Source organism: Saprospira sp. CCB-QB6 (genome assembly GCF_028464065.1).
GTDB lineage: Bacteria > Bacteroidota > Bacteroidia > Chitinophagales > Saprospiraceae > Saprospira.
In genome coordinates this window covers 810176-830346 of record NZ_CP116808.1, presented here as the reverse complement: position 1 = coordinate 830346, position 20171 = coordinate 810176, and the positions used below count along the sequence as shown (strand labels likewise).

Genomic DNA, 20171 nt, shown 5'->3' with positions numbered 1-20171 from the left:
GCTTCGCCTAGGTCGGCCGCCGCTATGCTGCGCGGCTCGCTCTTCGCTCGGCCCTGCGTTTTTTTTCGCTGCGCTCAAAAAAACTGGGTCTGGCCCTTCGGGCCACCGCTGCGCAGCGCTGGGCCAAGAAAATAAGTCAGAATAGCTGAAAATTAAATCAAAGGATAGACGTAGCAGGATTCCCATTTGGCCTTTGCCAAGGCGCAGCGCCCCTTTCTAAACGCAATAAGCCGCTCTCCCCAACGGGAGAGCGGCTTTTCTATACTGGACCAATTGACGCTTAGTTGGCGCCTCGGCGGTTCATTTCATCTCTAATTTTTGCCGCCTGCTCGTAGTTTTCAGCTTGCAGCACTTCATCGAGCTTGCGCTCTAGCTCCTCCATACTCAAATCCTCTAAAGAGCGTGTTTTTTGTTGCTCCTGACGGCGATTTTTGGCCTCTTCCATCTCTCTTTCGGTCTCTTCTTCTAGCACAATACCTGCTTGCTCCAAAATAAACTCATAAGTATATACAGGGCATTCAAAACGAACGGCTAGGGCCAAAGCATCAGAACTTCTAGAGTCAATTTCTATGGTTTTGCCATTTTGAACAAAAATCAAATTTGCATAAAAAATGCCATCCACCAAATTACTAATAATAACCTCTTTGAGCTCTACGTCTAAGGTTTCAATCGTATTTCGGAAAAGATCGTGGGTCATGGGCCGGCTGGCCTGCATTCCCTCCATAGCCACAGCAATAGCCTGAGCTTCAAATCCGCCAATAACAATAGGCAAACGGCGACTGCCGCCCATTTCGCCCAAAACCACGGCATAATTTTGCGATTGGGCCAAACTATGTGAAAGGGCTACAATTTCTAACTCTACTTTTTTCATTTGGTGATTTGTTGTGTTTGAACAGCAAAGGCCACAAAGATAAAAAATTATAAGAAAGCAAAAAAGCCCTTTTGCTTTATCGGCAGGGCTTTTTTGCGGTGGACAGGGCGCGAAGCGCCCGCAGGCTGAGGGATGGAAAAGGGGGCGGCGAAGCCGCAGACCCAGCAAAATGAGCAAAGCGAATTTTGCGCAGGGCCGAGCAGACCTGCGAGCCCTGACACAGCCCGGCCCGCCCGAAGGGCGGGCAAGCCCCAAATCCTAGGACTTCTTCTTATCTAGAATATTATGGCCCATTTTGTCTCTTTTGGTAAAGAGATAGAACTCATTATGTTCGTTGGGTTCAATTTCGAGCTCTACATTTTCTACGATTTCTAGACCGTAGCCAATCAGGCCAATGCGCTTGGTGGGGTTGTTGGTCATCAGGCGCATTTTGCTAATTTTTAGTTCTCTGAGGATTTGGGCCCCGATGCCATAATCGCGTTCATCTGCTTTGAAGCCGAGCATCAGGTTAGCTTCTACGGTATCATAGCCCTGCTCTTGTAGTTTGTAGGCCTTGAGCTTATTGAGTAGACCAATGCCGCGGCCCTCTTGCATAATATAGAGCAAAAGTCCTTTGCCTTCGGCTTCAATTTGTTTCATGGCTGCATGCAGTTGGGGGCCACAATCGCAGCGCAAAGAGCCCAAGATATCGCCTGTTTGGCAAGAAGAGTGGACCCGAACCAAGACGGGCTCATCGGCTTTCCAGTCGCCTTTTTTGAGGGCTAAATGCGTTTCATTTCTGGTTTTATCTTCAAAGGCGATCAATTGAAAATCGCCATATTCGGTAGGCATTTGCACATCGATAAGGCGCTCTACCAATTTTTCGTTTTCTACTCGGTATTTAATCAAGTCGGCAATCGAGATGATTTTTAGGTCGAACTGTTCGGCCACTTTTAGTAAATCGGGTAGGCGGGCCATTGTTCCGTCTTCATTGAGGATTTCGACCAAAACGCCAGCGGGCGCCAAGCCAGCCAAGCGGGCTAGATCTACAGCAGCTTCGGTATGTCCAGCGCGGCGCAAAACGCCACCATCTTTAGCAATAAGGGGAAAGATATGGCCTGGGCGGGCGTAGTCGGTCCAGCTAGTGTTGGGATCGGTCAGCAAGCGAATTCCGGTAGAGCGATCGTAGGCAGAGATTCCTGTGCTACAGCCATGGCCAATCAGGTCGACAGAAATGGTAAAGGCCGTTTCATGATGCGAAGTATTGGTTTGCACCATAGGCTTAAGGTTAAGCTCTTTACAACGGTCTTCGGTTAGTGGCGTACAGATTAGTCCTCTTCCGTGTGTGGCCATAAAGTTGACCAGTTCTGGAGTTACTTTTTCTGCTGCGCAAATAAAATCTCCTTCGTTTTCGCGGTCCTCATCATCAACGACGATAATGATTTTTCCATCGCGGATATCCTGAATGGCAGCTTCAATACTATCCAGTTTTCTATCCAAGCTTTCGTTTTGTTGGTTGCCAGACATTGGTTTTGACTCCTTTTATATAGTTGATAAATCCCTTCACTAGGGCAATATTCATGGCTAAAAAATATCGGATGTACCGCAGGTACTTCTGATGTATGCCCATTTGCTCTAATAGCCAATCGAGCAATGGAACAATAAAGAATAATAGGTTCTGTGCTGTAAACAAGAGGAGCCAAATTAAGTTGTCATCTAGTAGGTTGAGCAGGGCTAAACTGCTCCAACTTAACAACATAAAAACAGGGCCTAGCCAACGCAGGACCTTATGGGACCAAAAAACAAAGGCCAAACTTCCCCATTGGGGCAAGAGTAAATGCTTAAAGGTGGCTAGGTTCTTATAATTGCCGCTGGCTATGCGGACCTTTCGGCGGAATTCTCCGGCCAAATTGCCTGATACATCTTCTAGACAAATGGCTTTGAGCTCGCTAATGGCCCGTCCGCCCTGTTCAAAGGCCTTCATGGCCCAATAAAAGTCATCGACTAAATAGCCTTTGGGAATAGGGGAGAAGTGGCTGGCTCGCAAAGCAAAAAAGCCTCCCAATGGACCTAGTGTTCGGCCCCAAATGACGCCCTCTCTATATTTAGTTTGTACTTCTTGAGAAATGTAACCCTGTTCATTGCGGCCAATCCCCTCTGCCTCACTATCATAATGCTGAATATTGCTATCCACCAAGATAATATCCTCTTGCTTAAAATGTTTGAGCAGCTCGTAAATGCTCTTGGGCTGAGGCATCACGTTAGCATCGGTAATCAGTAGCACTTCAGCCGATTGTTTTTGGGCGGCTTCAGCTAATTGGTTGATGATTGCGGGTTTGCCTTGTCGCTCTTGGAAGGGGAAAAAATGGACCCGTTCTGGATATTGCTCTGCATAGGCTTGCAGAATAGCATTTGTGGCATCTGTGGAACAATCAGAACCTAGGTAAATATGCAGCTTTTGCTTTGGATATTGGGCTGCTAATAGCTGTTGCATCTTTTGCTCAATAACTAGCTCTTCATTATGAGCGGCCATGAGCACGGCCACAATAGGGAGCTCAGAATCTTCTGCAGAGTAAACTGCTCCTTTTAGTCCTTTACCTTGGCCCAAAATGCGCAGCAAAAGAGGGTAGAGTACATAAGTGTACACCACGGCAAAAGAGGAAAGCAAAAAAATCGTAAGCCCTATTCCAAATATCATTTAGCTGCTTTTAGGCCGCAAAACTACACATATTTTTTCCCTTAGTGGAAGAAGTGATTGAAAAACTGAGTGAGGACTTGAGAGCAGGAATAAAAAAAAGAGCCAAACCTTAAAAGGCTGGCTCTTTCGTCTTTAAAATTCCCCTATTAGGTCGAGATGAATACAAAATACATCAAGAACATTAAGGCAAAAAGACTAACTACGGCAATGATGGTCAACATGCGCAATTGCTTGCGGTCTTCTTCATCTGGAGCTGTAATCATCATGTTGTCCTCTTTTACCACTTCTGTCGTTTGTTCTAGTGGTTGCAAGGGGTTTTCTTTACGCATTTTCTTCTTCTCGCGGCGACTCAACTTCTTTTCATGTGATCCGCCGGGGGGAGCATATTGTTTTCTAGACATATTCTAAAGGAATTATAGTAGGGCCAAATGACCTAGTTTGCTAATGAAATCTTAATAGATCAGCGGTAAAAATATAGTTTATCTCTTAAAAAACCAATTGGCCCCATCCTTTTTTAGTGGACTAAGACAAAAGGCAGTTGCTTATTTTTACCTTCCATTTGCAAATTGAGCCAATAGTGTCCCGCCTGCAAATCTTGAGTACCAATGCGCAAAAGCTGCTCACCAGCTTGTATCGAAAGAGCTTGGCTAGAAAGCAATTGGCCTAAGCTATTATAGATTTGAATATTGGCCTTTTGACTTTCTGCTGTTTCTACAGATAAAATGAGCTCTTGCCCAGCGGCTTGTGGGTTGGGCCATAATTTGGGCGCCGCCAAATTAGTTGTAGCGTTTACTGCAGTCGCCCAAGATTCAGTACGGAAACAAGCCCAAGGAGTCGCATTATAATTACAAGGGTCTTGTGCCCCCATTGCCCGAACACTCCAACGATAATATTGCCCTGGATCTAAATTTACCCAAACAGAGGTGTCATTGGCCAAAAATTCTTGTGTTTGACCTGTTGGAATACAGCTATTGGGGGTTACTTTTTCTACAATTACCCAATAAGCATGGGCCGCATTGGCTGCCTGCCAACGCAATTCAACAGCTTGCCCCACATTGGGAACTAAGCCTCCATCTTCTGGAAAACTTAGGCTAGCTACCCCATCAGCTGTCAAATGAGGAGGAGCCGTATTATAATGCTGACCTCTAGAAAGCATATCCAACATAATGGCTTCTTGCTGCTGAGCCGTAAAGCTGCTCCGACAAGAAAAATAGCTCATGTGATTGCTAATTAAAGGTGTGTTCGTTGTTGCATCAATTATAATGCTATCCGGATCTCTCCAAGTTTCCGTAAAGCTACAGCCTCCTCCACCAGAAGCATAATCTGGAGGCGTATCACAAAATCCATCTGCCGCCCATTGACAGTTTTCTCCTGTTTGGCCACGTATTACTTTTTCTATCGGACGGCCATTGCTTCCCATCTGAGGAGCCTTATTAGCCACTGCTGCCGTGGCATATTCCATTCCCTCCCAACCATAAAAAGTATGGGCCAAGGTAAAGTAATGCCCTAACTCATGGGTCAGGGTCGTTCCTCCAGCAATTTGATTATTCCAAGCAAAAATCCAATCAAAGTTGGGAGCATAATATGCCCCATAACTGCTGCCCTGTTGATAAGGACCCCCTACGTAAATATTCACTACCCCAAGACGCTTGTGTAAGGAGCGAATATAATCTGAAGTGTTTGCCTCATTTACATACAACTGCTCAGACCGAATCTCATTAATTTCATTGATATAAAAGACAATATTCATATCCGCATAAAAACCATTGATCGCGCAAAGGTTGTCATACAATTGCTGATAAGTAACTGCTCCTGTGCCATCTCCTTTAGCTACCCGATGAAAGGTAATTGGCACATAGACCGTACTATCAAAACTATTGCGGCTTTGTAACTGCTGTTGCCATTCAGCCAATAATTGAGGCGCCATACGACGGTTTTCCGCTAGACGTTCTATGCCAAGGGCTTGTGCCTCATGACTAGTCTCACAATTTAAATGACTAGGTTGTTGTGCCCAAATTAGACTAGGCAAAAGTAAGGCTGTAAAAAAATGATATAATCGAAACATAATAATGAATTTTGGATTGAACTGCAATATACAATTTTGTATAGTCTTTTAAACGCTCTATAAAGCTGTTTTTTTGGGGCTTGCCCGCCCTTCGGGCGGGCCGGGCTGTGTCAGGGCTCGCAGGTCTGCTCGGCCCTGCGCAAAATTCGCTACGCTCATTTTGCTAGGTCTGCGGCTGCGCCGCCCCCTTTTCCATCCCTAAGCCATGTAGGTTGAAACCCTCATGAAATGAACCGCCGAAGAAAACAGCCAAAAGAAAAACAAAGGATGAGCGGCCTAGCGATGTGCAGCAGTGGCCCTAGGGCCAGACCCAGCGGGCGCAGCCCGCGCAGGGCCGAGCGACCCGACCAACGGGAGCCGACGCAGCGAAGCAAGTAATAGCGAGCTGCGCAACGTAGCGCCGACGAGCATAGCGAGGCGGAGGCCCCAAGCCCTTAAAAAAGAGTGGGTAACTGATTGAAAAACAAGAAGGCTATTCGCAAAAAAGTGATGATTGTTAAAAGGGCAAGCAGTGGGGAAAAATGGAAGCTAAAAGTGGGAAAAAGTGGGAAAAAATAATATTTTGGGCCAAGTCTGATTGGCTAGAGGAGCTAGTGCAAACAAATGTCTTTTTTAGAGATACTTAAACTAATTGTGCTAGAATAAATTAAGCGGTCGGTTTCAAATTCGTTTTCATGCAATTTTTGGGAGAATATAGCTGTAAAATTGATGCAAAGGGGCGTTTCCGTTTGCCAGCAGCCTTATTGGCCCAATATCCGGCGGCAGAAAGCGAAGGATTTGTATTGAATCGGGGATTTGAAACTTGTTTAACCCTTTATCCGCAGGCGGCTTGGCAGAGCATTACGGAAGAGCTGCAGCAGTTGAATTTATATCAGCGGCAGAATCGCAACTTTGTACGTTATTTTTTCAGGGGGGCGAGTCCCCAGCAACTGGATAAACAGCAGCGTTTGCTTTTGCCCAAAGCCTTATTGGATTATGCTCAGATAGAGAAAGAGTTGGTGCTCTTTGCCTATTTCAATCGCATAGAGATTTGGGCCAAATCCATTTACGATAACCTTTTGCAAGAAGAACCTGGCGACTTTGCCAATTTGGCGGAGCAAGTCATGGGAAAAATAGAGAAGAAGTCAAATGTCTGATTATGATTATCATGAGGCGGTTTTGCGCCTGCCTTGTGTAGAAGCCATGAATTTGGTACCTGGTGGAACTTATGTAGATGTAACTTTTGGTGGTGGTGGACACAGCCGGGAGATTTTGCGACAGCTAGAGGGCGGTCGCCTTTTTGGTTTTGATCAAGACCCTGATGCTCAGGCCAATGTACCAGAGGACTCTCGTTTTGAATTGCTGCCCTTCAACTTTCGTTACTTTAAGCGCTCTTTGCGTTTGGAGGCGGTTCGGGAGGTAGATGCTGTTTTGGCTGATTTGGGAATTTCTTCTCATCAGATTGACACGGCGGATCGTGGATTTTCTTTTCGTTTTGAGGCGGAGTTGGATATGCGGATGAGTCAGGATGGCGAGAAAGATGCCCGATACATCTTGAATACCTATAGAGAAGAGGAATTACAACATATTTTTTCGCTTTATGGGGAATTGCGCAATGCTAAAACCTTGGCGCAAACGATTGTAAAGGCTAGGCAGCGGCAAAAAATTGAGCGGGTGGAGCAGTTGCTTCAGATCATTCAGCCGATTATTCGGGGCAAGCAAAACCGTTATTTATCTCAGCTTTTTCAGGCCCTTCGGATGGAGGTCAATGAAGAAGTAGAGGCCCTAAAAGAAATGTTGCAAGAAGCAACAGAAATGCTCAAGCCGGGGGGGCGTTTGGTGGTCTTAACTTATCATTCTTTAGAGGACCGTTTGGTCAAGCAGTGGGTGAAAAACGGTTGCTTTGACAAAGAGCCCGAAAAAGATGTTTACGGTCGCTTTTACAAACCCTTAAAGGCCGTTAATCGAAAGCCCATTTTACCCTCTGCCGAGGAGATTGCTCAGAACCCCAGAGCGCGCTCGGCCAAACTTAGAATTGCAGAAAAAATTGCCGACTAATATGGCTCATGCTAAAAAGAAACAAAGAAGAGAGTTTAAGCTTCCCCCTTTGATGACGCAGTTGCAGGCGCTGGCTTTTATGCTCTTCCAAAATATCAACTTTATCTTTTTTTTGGCCCTTTTAGGGATCATCTATATTGCGAACTCGCATTATGCGGTAGAGACCGTTAAAGAGATTCGAGAGCTGCAAGGAGAACTCAAAAAGGTAAGTTGGGAAAGTAATGCCCGTAAATCAGATCTGATGTACGAGAGTATGCTTTCTAGAGTCTCTCAGCGCTCTGAGCATTTGGGGCTCAAGCCGCTTAAAGGCAAGCCAAAGAAAATTGAAGTTAAAAAAGAATAATGTTACGCCATGAAAATCACTAAACTGACGCCCAAACAGGATGTGCTATGGCGAATTTATATCACCTTCGCCATTATGGGCTTTATCGGCATCCTCATTATGGGCCGTATTGCGAGCATTCAGTACTTTGAGGGCAGCCAACTCCGAGAGAAGGCCGAGCAAGAGCATATTGCCTTGAAGGATGTTAAGGCCCCCAGAGGAAATATCTTAGCCGATGACGGCAGCCTTTTGGCCACCTCCCTCCCCTATTTTAAGGTGCATTGGGATACCAAAGTAGTGCCTAGAGATACCTTTGATAAATATGTGGATACCCTAGCCACTTGTTTAGCCACCTATGTTTATACGGATAAAACGCCGGGGCTTTGTCGCCAAGAGCTTATCAATGCCAGAGATAGCAGCCGTCGTTATCATCCTATTTTGCCTAATGTAAGCTATATTCTACTCCAAAAAATTAAGGAATTTCCCATTTTTTCTATGGGAGACCGCCTGAAGAGTGGCCTGATTGTCGAGCAAATGGCCAAGCGCCAATATCCCTTTAAGATGTTGGCCCATCGTACGATTGGCTATAGCCGAACTGTGGAAACGGCAACGGGTACAGATACGCTATCCGTGGGGTTAGAGCGCTCTTTTGATGATGTATTGGCTGGAGAACAAGGCAAACAATATATGCAGCGCCTAAGCAAAGACCTTTGGGTGCCCGTAGATGATATTTCTAAAATTGAGCCCCGTGCAGGACAGGATATTGTCACTACAATTGATGTCAATATTCAAGATGTTACGGAACGCGCCTTACTCGAAAGCCTTCAGCAATATGAGGGAGAGCATGGTTGCGCCATTGTGATGGATGTAAAAACTGGAGCAATTAAGGCCATTGCCAATATTGGTTTTAATAAGGAACGAACAGAGTTTTGGGAAAACTATAACTATGCAGTTGGAGAACGGACCGAGCCTGGTTCTACCTTCAAGTTGGCTTCCATTATGGCCCTAATGGAAGATGGTTATGTTAAGCCCAGCGATACCGTCAACCTCAATGAAGGACGCTGGCAATTCTATGATGAAACCATGGAAGATGCCTCTTATCATGGCTTGCGACTAACCACTGTAGGCAAAGCCTTTGAGATTTCTTCTAATGTGGGGATTGCCAAATTAACGCATAAGTACTACAATAAAAGTAAGGAGGCCCAAAGCCAGTTTATCCAAAAGCTATCAGATATGGTCTTGACCCAATCTACTAATGTAGATATTGATGGGGAGCGCGAGCCTTATATTAAAGATCCGAATAATAGCGACTGGAGTGGAATTACTATTCCTTGGATGTCTATCGGCTATGAGTCAGAACTCACGCCCCTACAAATGTTGACTTTTTACTCGGCTGTGGCCAATGGGGGCCAGATGATGAAGCCACAAATTGTAACCGAGATTCGCTCTTATGGCTCTGTGGTCAAAACGATACCCCCTAAGGTGGTTAAGCGCCGGATAGCTTCCGAAGCGACAATCCAAGCTGCTACCGATATGCTTAAACGAGTGGTTGCTTCGCCTAAGGGTACTGCACACAGCATTTATACCCCTCGCTATGATATTGCGGGCAAAACGGGTACGGCCATCATGAACTATAAGGCCCATAAGCAAAAGGGCGAAGCCAAACGCTATAGGGCTTCTTTTGCAGGCTTTTTCCCTGCCGATAATCCTGCCTATGCTTGCGTGGTAGTGATTACCAATCCTCGTTCTGGTTTTTATGGGGGCCGTGTGGCTGCCCCTGTTTTCAGAAAGATTGCAGACTATTGTTATTCGCTTTCGTTGGGTTCTCATAAGGCCATAAATGCCGATGAGGCAGTTTATACCGACGCTACCTTGCCTCGCTTGCCCATTGGCCAAAAAGAAGATCTCGACTATATCATGAAAGAGCTAAATCTTCCTTTTGCAGATAGTTCTGCTACTCCTTGGTCGGTCGGAATGATTCGCAATGATTCTATTCTCCTTCGCAGCAGAAATGTGCAAAAGGATGTGGTGCCCAATGTAGTGGGCATGGGCCTCAAAGATGCCCTTTTCTTACTAGAAAACAACCGACTGCGTGTTAGGGTGTTGGGGGTAGGAAAAGTCAAATCGCAATCGGTGCCTGCTGGTCGCAGCATTCAATCTGTTCAAACTATTACTCTCGTTCTCGGATAAGTTTTTTATATGTCTACCCTCAAGGACCTTTTGGTCCACATTAACTATAACTACAAAGGGCAATCCCCCGCCCAGCTTTCTTTAGCAGGCCTTTGCCTTGATTCTCGGCAAGCCAAAAAGGGTTGGCTCTTTGCGGCCCTGCCTGGCAGCCAAGTCGATGGTCACGATTATATTGAGCAAGCCTTGGCTAATGGTTGCTCGGCTATACTTTGCGAAAGATGGCCCAAAGAAATTGCTCCTGAGGTCTGTTATATTAAGGTAGAAAAAGTAGCCGATGCTCTAGGTCCCTTAGCCGCCAACTTTTATGAGCAGCCCAGCCAACAACTGGCTTTGGTAGGCGTAACGGGCACCAATGGAAAGACAAGCACGGTGAGTTTGCTTTATCGCCTGTTCAAAGAATTAGGCCATAAGGTGGGCCTGATTTCCACTATTGAGAATCGCATTGATGATGAGATACTAAAATCTACGCATACTACGCCCAATGCCATTGAGCTGCAAGCCCTTTTGGCCCAAATGCGAGATGCGGCCTGCGATTATGTGTTCATGGAAGTGAGCTCGCATGCTGCCGAGCAAGGCCGCATTGCTGGCGCTCATTTTACAGGCGGCGTTTTTAGCAATATCTCTCACGATCATCTCGATTATCACAAGACCTTTAAGAATTATATTTTTGCCAAAAAGCGCTTTTTTGACCAGCTACCGAGCTCGGCTTTTGCCCTAGTCAATGCCGACGATAAACGGGCGGAGGTCATGCTCCAAAATTGCTCGGCTAAAGCCTACCGTTATGCGCAAAAGCAATTGGCCGATTTTCGCTTTCGCTTGCTAGAAAATAGCCTTTCAGGCTTGCAACTGGAACTAGATGGCCAAGAATTTCACTGCAGTTTGGTGGGCGACTTTAATGCCTACAACCTACTGGCGGTCTATGCTACCGCTATTTTGCTCGAAGAACCCAAAACGGAGGTGCTACGCATTCTCTCTGGCCTGAAACCACCAGCAGGCCGCTTTGAATATGTTCGCATTCCCAACAATCCCGTGCAAGCCATTGTGGATTATGCCCATACCCCCGATGCCTTAGAAAAGGTTTTACAAACCCTAAAAGCGACCACATCTACAGGCCGAATTATTACGGTGGTGGGCTGTGGGGGCAATCGCGACCATAGCAAAAGGCCTGTCATGGCCCAAAAAGCGGCAGCTTATTCCGATCTACTCATCTTGAGTTCTGATAATCCCCGCTTTGAAGAGCCCGAAGCCATTCTAGACGAAATGTGGGCGGGTCTAAGTAAGGCCCAACAAGCCCAAAGCTACCGCCAAGTCAACCGCCGAGAAGCCATCCGCTGGGCCTGCCAACTGGCCCAAGCCGAGGACGTAATTTTGGTGGCGGGCAAGGGACATGAAACCTACCAAGAAATTAAGGGGGAACGCCTTCCCTTTGATGATCGAGAAGAGTTGCGCCAAGCCTTGGAAGAGCAGTTGACAAAGTTTGTTTAGCGCTGCTTGGCCTCCCTTTGGTCCTAATCACTGGCTGCAGGGAATCTATCAGAACTGTTCTGTTTTTTCTGTATCTAATTAAAAATTGGGCGTTTAGCTTAAGTCAACCCAAAAAAATAGGAAAGGGAAAAGACAACATTTGAAGCAGTCCTCATTTCAACTCGTCTTTAGCATTTACTGATATTTTGGGGCCTGCCGCCTGCGGCGGCCGGGCCCTTTCAGGGCTCGCAGGTCTGCTCGGCCCTGCGGGCTCATTTCATTTCGCCCTAGGTCTGCCGCTGCGCGGCACCCTTGCAGGCCCCTAGGCCGAATGGAAGTTCTGCGCTTCGGCCATCCTTTGATAAAAATTTCAGGCTAGTCAAGGCATTTTTTAAAGGCATAGCCGTAGCTATGGGGGAGAAAAATAACGCAGAATAGCAGGAAATTAAAGCAAAGGATAGAAGTGGCAGGGCTTTTATTTGGCCTTTGCCTGCGGCGGCTTCGCCGCCTGCTAGCTGTGGCTGCAGGTTAAAACCAGCAGCCATACAACAGTTAGTATTGCTTCGCAATGATCTATGAATGAGGGTTGAAACCCTCATAAAATTAACCGCCTGTCCTTAACTCCAAAATTAACCAAGATGCCCAAAACTACCCTCTTTTTAGCCCTTTACCTACTGCTATTTGCCCAACTAAAAGCACAAAGTTACAACAGTCTATCCGAGGCCTTTGCACATAAAGAAGAGGCCAAAAGTCTAGATTTATCTAAGCAAAACTTAGATAAGTTAGATCCCAGTTTTTCAGAGCTCCATCAATTAACCCATCTAAATTTAAGCGAAAACAACTTACGGGACTTTCCCTTCGGCTCTTTTCTAGAGACAAAACAGCTAGAATGGGTTGATGCTTCTCATAATCAATTTGAAATAGCTGATGTTACGCGATTCCTTTATTCTCCTAAGATTCGCTATTTGGATCTAAGCTACAACCCCATAAAAAACTTAAAAAGATTTTATCTAACAGAACGGATTCCTCTCGAAAAACAAACAGCAACTCTAACACCCAAAATATTAGCCAGCCCTAGTCTAGAAAAGCTCATCATTAAGCATACAGAGCTAAGCATGCTCTATGAAGAATTTGCTGTTTTCCCAAATCTAAAATATCTCGACCTCAGTCATAACAAGATTGTTGCTGCAGGTGATGCGCTTTTTAACTTAAAGGAACTAGACAGCTTAATTCTTTCTCATAATGACTTTATTTTCTTGCCTAGTCGAGACAGCATAAGGGCCTATAAGCTAAGCTATATAGATGTTAGTCATAACCCAAGGTTAGTAGATATTGACCAACTATTCAATCAGTTCCCCAACTTAAAGCATATCAATGCAAGTTATTTGGGGGATGGCAGTCACTACAATATGCGCTTTGGCTTAGTTTCGTCTAAAAAATTCTATAAAAACAGTCCTGTAAAAACGCTTTTATTGACCCATTCTCACTTAAAGTCGGTCCCAAAAGCTATGGGATATATGGAAAACCTAGAATATCTTGACCTTAGCCATAATGAGCTGCAATCCCTGCCCAAATCCTTTAAGCGCTTAAAAAAGCTCAAGAAATTGGACCTCAGAGGCAACCCTTTTCTAGAAAAGGAGAAAGAAAACTGCCGAAAATATCTGCCAGATTGTGAAATACTCTTTTAACTGCTGTAATTTACGGGCCCAAAAAGGCGCGCAGCGCCTTGGCTGAGGGATGGACAGCAGTGGCCGCAGGCCAGACCGAGCTTTTTTGAGCAAAGCGAAAAAAAGCGAAGGGCCGAGCGATCAGCGAGCTGCGAAACAGCCCGACCCGAGCGAAGCGAGGGGCAGCCCCAAAAAACAGAAAAATTATTCATAGTCCTTGAGGCAGAAAAGAGCTTATGTTATTTCATTTATTTGACTATCTAGAACAACAGTACGATTTTCCTGGCGCCAGCCTTTTTCAGTTTATTAGCTTTCGGGCGGCCTTAGCCATTATTATTTCCCTGATTATTTCGCTTTTGATGGGGGGCCGCATTATTGGCTGGATCAAGCGGCGGCAGATGCTAGAAAAACAGCGGGCATTGGGCCTGCCTGGTGAGGAGCTCAAGGCCAAAACGCCGACTATGGGTGGGATTTTAATCCATATGGCCATTATTTTTCCTTGTCTATTATTGGCCGATTTGAGCAATGTCTACATTCAGTTGATGTTGCTCTCTACCGTTTGGATGGGGACCATTGGCTTTATTGATGATTACTTTAAGTTGACTCGATCTAAGGCGGGTTTGAGTGGAAAATATAAGATTTTGGGACAGGTCGTTTTGGGGGCCATTGTGGGCGCTACCATGCTTTTCCATTCTGATGTTGTGGTACGAGTAAATGCGGAACAACTGGCCCAAGGCAACTATGAAGTGATTGATACGGTTCAGGTTCAACTGGAGCGTTTGGGCGATAAAGAAGAGCTTTATTATGTGAAATCGACTATGACCAATGTGCCTTTTTTTAAGGGCAATGAGTTAGATTATGCCGATCTCCTTTGGTTTTTGGGCGATAATGCGCCTCAGTGGGTTTGGTTGCTCTTTATCCCCTTCGTCATTTTGATTGTTACGGCTGTATCGAATGCAGCCAACTTAACGGATGGAATAGATGGTTTAGCAGCGGGAACCTCCGCCATTATTGGGGCTACTTTGGGGATTTTTGCCTATGTATCGGGCAACAACATTTTGGCCGATTATCTGGGGGTACTCTATTTGCCCTATGTGGGAGAAATGACCATTTTTATTGCCTGTTTTCTGGGGGCTTGCATTGGCTTTTTATGGTACAATGCTTATCCTGCCCAAGTTTTTATGGGCGATACGGGCAGTTTGGCTTTGGGGGGCATTATTGCTGCTATTGCCATTATTTTGCGCAAAGAGCTCTTGATTCCCTTGCTTTGTGGAATCTTTTTGGCCGAAAACCTATCGGTCATTATTCAAGTGAGCTATTTTAAATATACCAAAAAGAAATATGGAGAAGGGCGTCGCATCTTCTTGATGTCGCCTTTGCACCACCACTTTCAGAAGCAAGGCATGCATGAATCAAAAATTGTTAGCCGCTTTTGGATTGTGGGTATTTTGTTGGCCGTTTTGACCATCATCACTTTGAAAATACGCTAAGATGTTGGAACAAGTTGTTGTTTTGGGCGCCGGGGAAAGTGGTTTAGGCGCTGCCCTTTTGGCCCAAAAAAAGGGCGGAAATGTCTTTGTCTCGGATGCGGGAAGTATTCGGGCAGATCGAGCAGATATTTTACGCGCTGCGGGTATCCCTTTTGAGCAGGGCGGACATAGCGAAGACCGCATTTTGGCGGCTCAACTCATTATTAAAAGTCCGGGGATTCCCGATACGGCCGCTTTGATTCAAAAAGCCAGTGCTGCAGGCATTCCCATTTGGGATGAGATTGAGCTAGCGGCTCGTTATAGCTCGGCCAAAGTCATTGGCATTACGGGCAGTAATGGAAAAACAACCACCACCGCCCTTCTTTATCATTTGCTCAAAACGGCGGGATATGCTGTGGGCTTAGGAGGAAACATTGGTCAAAGTTGGGCCATGCAATTGGCTCAAGGCCAAGACTATGAATATATGGTGCTAGAGCTGAGCAGTTTTCAGCTTGATCGCTGTTATGAGTTGGCTCCAGAACTGATGATTTTGACCAATGTAAGTCCCGATCATTTGGATCGTTATGGTTATGAGATGGATAATTATCTCGCTTCAAAGTTGCGCCTCATTCAAAATAAAACGGCTGAGCAGCCTTTTATCTATCCCAAAGAAGATCCTTATATTCCCGCTGGTTTAAAGCGCTATTATCAGGGACCAAATGCCAATTGCTTGGCGCAAGATTGGCCTGAGCTAAACGCCAAAGAGCTATGGGTAGAGGATTGGGCCTTTGCCCAAGATCAACTTCCTTTGGTAGGCCGTCATAACCTGATGAACATGAAAATGGCTTTGCAAGCCGTCAAATGCCTGGGAATGTCTCAGGAAATGGCCCAAAAAGGCCTCGATAGCTTTGAAAACCATCCGCACCGTTTGGAAAAAGTAATGGTTTTGGGCGGCGTTCAATATATCAATGATAGTAAAGCCACCAATGTGGAGGCAGTTTACTACGCCTTGGAAGCCATGCAAGCGCCCACAGTTTGGATTGTTGGCGGAGTGGACAAAGGCAATGATTATAGTAGCCTTTTTCCTTTTATTGGGCAGCCCGTAAAAGCTATTGTTTGTTTGGGGATAGATAATAGTCCCATAACAAAAGCCTTTAGCTCCAAAACTGAATATATTGTGGAAGCGGCCTCTATGGCAGAGGCCATAAAATTAGCTAGCCTATATGCCAATGCTGGAGATAATATTTTATTGTCGCCTGCCTGCGCTAGCTTCGACCTATTTAAAAACTATATCGATCGTGGCGATCAATTTAAGGCCATTTTGGAAGAGCAACGTCAACTTCTAGAAAAAGGCCATAGCATGGAAATGAATTTAGCCATCAATCGAAATAAAAAATAGTAGACCATGAGCTCTAGCATGAGTGTTTTTCAAAAGCGAATTGGCGCCCTTTTACAAGGCGATCAAGTCATTTGGTTGGTTCTAGGCCTTTTGGGCATTATTTCTATCCTCACCGTTTATAGCTCGGCCGAGGTACTGGCCAACCGAAACGGAGTAGGTACCGAGTCTTTTCTCGTCAAGCATATTATGCTGCTTATCGCCTCGGTAGTGGTCATGTATATTGCCCATTTGATTCACTATAAACGCTACGCCCGCTGGTCCACAATTATGCTGGTCTTATCGGTCCTAATGCTTCTCTTTACCATGTTTTTTGGAACAGAGCTGAATGGGGCCTCCCGCTGGATTAAGATTCCTTTTGTCGGAATTACTTTCCAAACCTCTGACTTTGCCAAGATTTCACTCATTTTATATGTGGCCCGAACCATTTCTCTCTTACAAGAGAAGAAAGGTTCGCTCTTAGAGCTGGTTTTGCCCGTTTTATTGGTCTGTGTGCTCATTGCCCCTTCCGATTTGTCTAGTGCGTTGGTCCTTTTCTTTACCTGCATTTTATTGATGTTTATCGGTCGGGTGGAAATTCGCAGCTTGATTTCTTTAGTTATGCTGGGGGTAGGCCTTTTTGCCATGCTCGTTATTCTTTCCGATTTTGTCGATTGGATCCGTGTAGATACTTGGGTGAGCCGTTTGCGCAGCTTTATGGATGGCGCAGGCTCTGGCGATGTGTTTCAGGTAGAACAGGCCAAAATGGCTATTGCTCGTGGGGGATTTTTTGGAGTTGGTCCAGGAAATGGGGTGCAAGCGCACTTTTTGCCCCACTCTTATTCCGATTATATCTATTGTATAATCATTGAAGAATACGGCATTATTGGGGGAATCTTTGTGGTCTGCCTTTATTTGGCCCTTCTTTATCGCACGATTAGAATGGTCCACCGCAGTCCCAAAACCTTCGGCGCTATGCTGGCCTTTGGCCTTTGCGCTAGCATGGTGATTCAAGCCTTTGCCCATATGGCCGTAAATGTGAACTTGATGCCCGTAACAGGACTCACCCTCCCCTTTGTCAGTATGGGGGGAACCTCTCTGATGTTTACGGGACTCTCTTTTGGTGTAATGCTGAGCGTTAGCCGAAATATTGAAAAAAATCAACCGAAGAAAGAAGCTAAAGAAGAAGCAGCCTAATGAAATATCTAATTAGTGGCGGGGGAACTGGCGGCCATATTTTTCCAGCCATTGCTATCGCCCAAGCCTTAGAACAGGCCGATCCCGAAGCCGAATTCCTTTTTGTAGGAGCCGAAGGGAAAATGGAAATGCAAAAGGTGCCCGAAGCGGGCTACCGCATTGAGGGCCTCCCTATCGCAGGCTTTAACCGCCAAAATTTGCTCAAAAACTGGAAGCTGCCTTTCAAGATTTGGGCCTCTATGTCTAAAGCCCGAAAACTCATCCGAGATTTTCAACCCGATGCCGCTATTGGCGTGGGGGGCTATGCCAGCGGCGTGGCTGTCAAAATGGCCAATATGATGAAGATTCCCACTTTGGTCCATGAACAAAATTCCTATGCTGGGAAAACAAACCAAATCTTAGGCAAAACCGTGGACAAGGTTTGTGTGGCCTATCCCAATATGCAACGCTTTTTTCCCGCCAATAAGATTGTCCAAACGGGCAATCCCATTCGCAAAGATTTACTGCAAAAATCCGATAAACGGGCCGAAGCTTTCGCTTTTTATGGCTTCGAGCCCAACAAAAAAACCATTTTCCTGACAGGCGGTAGCCTAGGTGCCCGCAGCCTCAACGAAAGTGTTTTGCCCTTTGTCGAAGAATTGCAAAAACAAGAGGTCCAAGTCCTCTGGCAGGCCGGAAAACTCTACATCAAGGAGTTTGAGCCCTTGGCCCAAAAATACCCCAATCTAAAGATTCAGGCCTTCATCCAACGGATGGACCTAGCCTATGCCATGGCCGATATGGTCATCGCTAGAGCTGGCGCCCTCACCCTTTCTGAGCTTTGCGAAAACGGAAAAGCTGCTATTTTGGTCCCCTCGCCCAATGTGGCCGAGGATCATCAAACGGCCAATGCCAAGGCCCTCACAGAACAAGGCGCCGCCCTTTGGTTGCCCGATGCAGAAGCCCGAAAAAAACTGATTCCACAAGCTCTGGAGTTGTTGCAAAATGAAACAGAAATCCAAAAGTTAGGACAAGCCGCAAAAAGTCTGGCCAAACCTCAGGCTGCTCAAGAAATCGCTCAGGAGGTCCTGAAACTAATTAAGTAGTATTTTTTGGGGCCTCCGCTGCGGCTTCGCCTTGCGGCGCTACGTTTCGGGGCTCGCTATTCGCTCGGCCCTTCAGCGCTACGCGCTTCGGTCTGGCCTTCGGCCACCCCTACACATCGCTAGGCCATTTGGACCTACTTCTTACACCTAATAAAAAACGAATCATGGCATTAGCCTTAGCCTCTATTAAGAAGATCTATTTTGTTGGAATTGGTGGAATTGGGATGAGTGCCCTAGCCCGCTATTTCAATTATTTGGGTGCCCAAGTTTTGGGCTATGATAAAACTGAAACGGCCCTAACCAAAAAGTTGGTCGAAGAAGGCATGCAAATTCATTATACAGAGCAAGCCGATCAAATTCCAACAGATATAGATTTAGCCGTATATACGCCCGCTATTCCCGCCAAAAATAGCGAACTACAATATTTTCAGGCGGCAGCTACGCCTTTGCTCAAGCGCTCTGAGCTTTTGGGCCTAATTTCTAGAGAGCGGCGGAGCATTGCCGTGGCGGGCACGCATGGCAAAACCAGCACCTCTTCTATTTTGACCCATTTGCTCAGAACGGGAGGAATTGATTGTACTGCTTTTTTGGGCGGGATCGCCAACAATTTAGGAAGCAACTTTGTGGCTGGCAGTTCGGATTGGGTGGTTTTAGAGGCTGATGAATTTGATCGCTCCTTTTTGCACCTGCGTCCAGAAATTGGCATTATCACCTCTACGGATGCGGACCATCTAGATATTTATGGAGAGCATACTCAACTACTCGATAGCTTTAATGAGTTTGCAGCACTTTGCAGCAAGCAGCTTTTTTTGGCCCGTGGAACCGAGCTAAAACTGGCCGATTTAAGCGCTAAGGTAGCCTATTATAGCGCCAGCCAATCCGCCGATTATCAGGCGAGCCGGATTCGGGCACAGGCCCCCAACTTCGTTTTTGACGCACAACTAGCAGAGCGATTCTGGGAGGACCTCAATTTCTCTTTGCCAGGCCGTCATAATGTAGAAAATGCTTTGGCTGCTATAGCCGTGGCTTTAGAATTGGGCGTTACAGAAGAGCAAATTCGACAAGGCTTGCGCAGTTTTAGAGGAATTTGGCGCCGCTTTGAGTGGGTGGTCAAGCAGCCCAACAAAGTATTCATTGATGATTATGCGCATCATCCCACCGAATTAAAAGCGGCCATACGGACCGCTCGCAGTCTTTTTCCTAATCGAAAATTGGTAGGCATATTTCAGCCGCATTTATTTAGTCGAACGAGAGACTTTATGGATGGTTTTGCTGCGGCTTTGGATGGCTTGGACCAGCTCTACTTATTAGATATTTATCCAGCTCGAGAAGAGCCCATAGAGGGTATTGATTCTGTGGCCCTTTTGGCCCGCATGCAACTAAGCGAAAAAAAGTTAGTGAGCAAGGCGGAATTGCTAGTAGAATTGGGCCAAGCGCCGCCAGCGCTTTTGTTAAGTCTGGGAGCTGGCGATATAGGGGCTTTAGTGCCAAAAATAGCCCAAGAAATTTATGGTAAAGCCGAATAAAATTTTTTGAGTTAAAGAAAACGGAATTTTTTGCGGAAAGCCGTTGTTTAGGCCAAAGTTTTACGCTATCTTTTAGCGTTTAAATAGGCGAAAAAGTTTTTTTGCTTTGGGACAGACAAGTGCTTTTTGTTAAAGCAGCTTATTTTGGTCCAAAAGATGTAGCAGGGCGCGTAGCGCCCGCAAAGGAGCGAAGCGACTGGCCTAGCGATGTGGAGGGGTGGCCGAA

At 45.9% G+C, this 20171-nt stretch carries 16 protein-coding genes; 11 read left to right on the top strand and 5 right to left on the bottom strand.

Features of this window, described 5'->3' with window-relative positions:
- Positions 1-280: 280 nt before the first annotated feature.
- The 5 genes from PPO43_RS03175 to PPO43_RS03155 form a co-directional block, all read right to left on the bottom strand.
- Positions 281-871, bottom strand: a complete 591-nt coding sequence (locus tag PPO43_RS03175; RefSeq protein WP_272620351.1) for a bifunctional nuclease family protein — start codon at positions 869-871, stop codon at positions 281-283.
- Positions 872-1129: 258 nt separating this feature from the next.
- A complete protein-coding gene (locus PPO43_RS03170) occupies positions 1130-2377 on the bottom strand; it encodes a bifunctional 3,4-dihydroxy-2-butanone-4-phosphate synthase/GTP cyclohydrolase II (RefSeq protein WP_442985434.1) in 1248 nt (415 codons plus the stop codon).
- Positions 2343-3548, bottom strand: coding sequence for a glycosyltransferase (locus tag PPO43_RS03165; protein ID WP_272620349.1), 1206 nt, complete (start codon positions 3546-3548; stop codon positions 2343-2345). The genes PPO43_RS03170 and PPO43_RS03165 overlap by 35 nt, the downstream gene beginning before the upstream one ends.
- A gap of 146 nt (positions 3549-3694) precedes the next feature.
- Positions 3695-3949: a hypothetical protein gene (locus PPO43_RS03160; protein WP_272620348.1), complete on the bottom strand. Its 255-nt coding sequence runs from the start codon at positions 3947-3949 to the stop codon at positions 3695-3697.
- Between the two features lie 113 nt (positions 3950-4062).
- Positions 4063-5613: a T9SS type A sorting domain-containing protein gene (locus PPO43_RS03155; protein ID WP_272620347.1), complete on the bottom strand. Its 1551-nt coding sequence runs from the start codon at positions 5611-5613 to the stop codon at positions 4063-4065.
- Between the two features lie 674 nt (positions 5614-6287).
- Between PPO43_RS03155 and mraZ the strand changes: the two genes are divergently transcribed.
- The 11 genes from mraZ (at position 6288) to murC (ending at position 19945) form a co-directional block, all read left to right on the top strand.
- Entirely contained in the window at positions 6288-6749 is a 462-nt protein-coding gene (mraZ, locus tag PPO43_RS03150; RefSeq protein WP_272620346.1) for a division/cell wall cluster transcriptional repressor MraZ, read from the top strand.
- Positions 6742-7650 carry a 16S rRNA (cytosine(1402)-N(4))-methyltransferase RsmH gene (gene rsmH, locus PPO43_RS03145; RefSeq protein ID WP_272620345.1) on the top strand — a complete coding sequence of 303 codons (909 nt, stop codon included), beginning with the start codon at positions 6742-6744 and terminating at the stop codon, positions 7648-7650. Before mraZ ends, rsmH begins: the two co-directional genes overlap by 8 nt.
- 1 nt (position 7651) lies before the next feature.
- Positions 7652-7993, top strand: a complete 342-nt coding sequence (locus PPO43_RS03140) for an FtsL-like putative cell division protein (protein ID WP_272620344.1) — start codon at positions 7652-7654, stop codon at positions 7991-7993.
- A gap of 9 nt (positions 7994-8002) precedes the next feature.
- Positions 8003-10162: a penicillin-binding protein gene (locus PPO43_RS03135; protein WP_272620343.1), complete on the top strand. Its 2160-nt coding sequence runs from the start codon at positions 8003-8005 to the stop codon at positions 10160-10162.
- Between the two features lie 9 nt (positions 10163-10171).
- Positions 10172-11647 carry a UDP-N-acetylmuramoyl-L-alanyl-D-glutamate--2,6-diaminopimelate ligase gene (locus PPO43_RS03130; protein ID WP_272620342.1) on the top strand — a complete coding sequence of 492 codons (1476 nt, stop codon included), beginning with the start codon at positions 10172-10174 and terminating at the stop codon, positions 11645-11647.
- Positions 11648-12264: 617 nt separating this feature from the next.
- Positions 12265-13314: a leucine-rich repeat domain-containing protein gene (locus PPO43_RS03125; protein WP_272620341.1), complete on the top strand. Its 1050-nt coding sequence runs from the start codon at positions 12265-12267 to the stop codon at positions 13312-13314.
- A 215-nt stretch (positions 13315-13529) separates the two neighbouring features.
- A complete protein-coding gene (gene mraY / locus PPO43_RS03120) occupies positions 13530-14783 on the top strand; it encodes a phospho-N-acetylmuramoyl-pentapeptide-transferase (RefSeq protein ID WP_272620340.1) in 1254 nt (417 codons plus the stop codon).
- Position 14784: 1 nt separating this feature from the next.
- Positions 14785-16161 carry a UDP-N-acetylmuramoyl-L-alanine--D-glutamate ligase gene (gene murD, locus PPO43_RS03115; RefSeq protein WP_272620339.1) on the top strand — a complete coding sequence of 459 codons (1377 nt, stop codon included), beginning with the start codon at positions 14785-14787 and terminating at the stop codon, positions 16159-16161.
- Between the two features lie 6 nt (positions 16162-16167).
- Positions 16168-17334 carry an FtsW/RodA/SpoVE family cell cycle protein gene (locus PPO43_RS03110; RefSeq protein ID WP_272620338.1) on the top strand — a complete coding sequence of 389 codons (1167 nt, stop codon included), beginning with the start codon at positions 16168-16170 and terminating at the stop codon, positions 17332-17334.
- A complete protein-coding gene (murG, locus tag PPO43_RS03105; protein WP_272620337.1) occupies positions 17334-18419 on the top strand; it encodes an undecaprenyldiphospho-muramoylpentapeptide beta-N-acetylglucosaminyltransferase in 1086 nt (361 codons plus the stop codon). The genes PPO43_RS03110 and murG overlap by 1 nt, the downstream gene beginning before the upstream one ends.
- Before the next feature lie 164 nt (positions 18420-18583).
- Positions 18584-19945: a UDP-N-acetylmuramate--L-alanine ligase gene (gene murC / locus PPO43_RS03100; RefSeq protein ID WP_272620336.1), complete on the top strand. Its 1362-nt coding sequence runs from the start codon at positions 18584-18586 to the stop codon at positions 19943-19945.
- Positions 19946-20171: the final 226 nt, after the last annotated feature.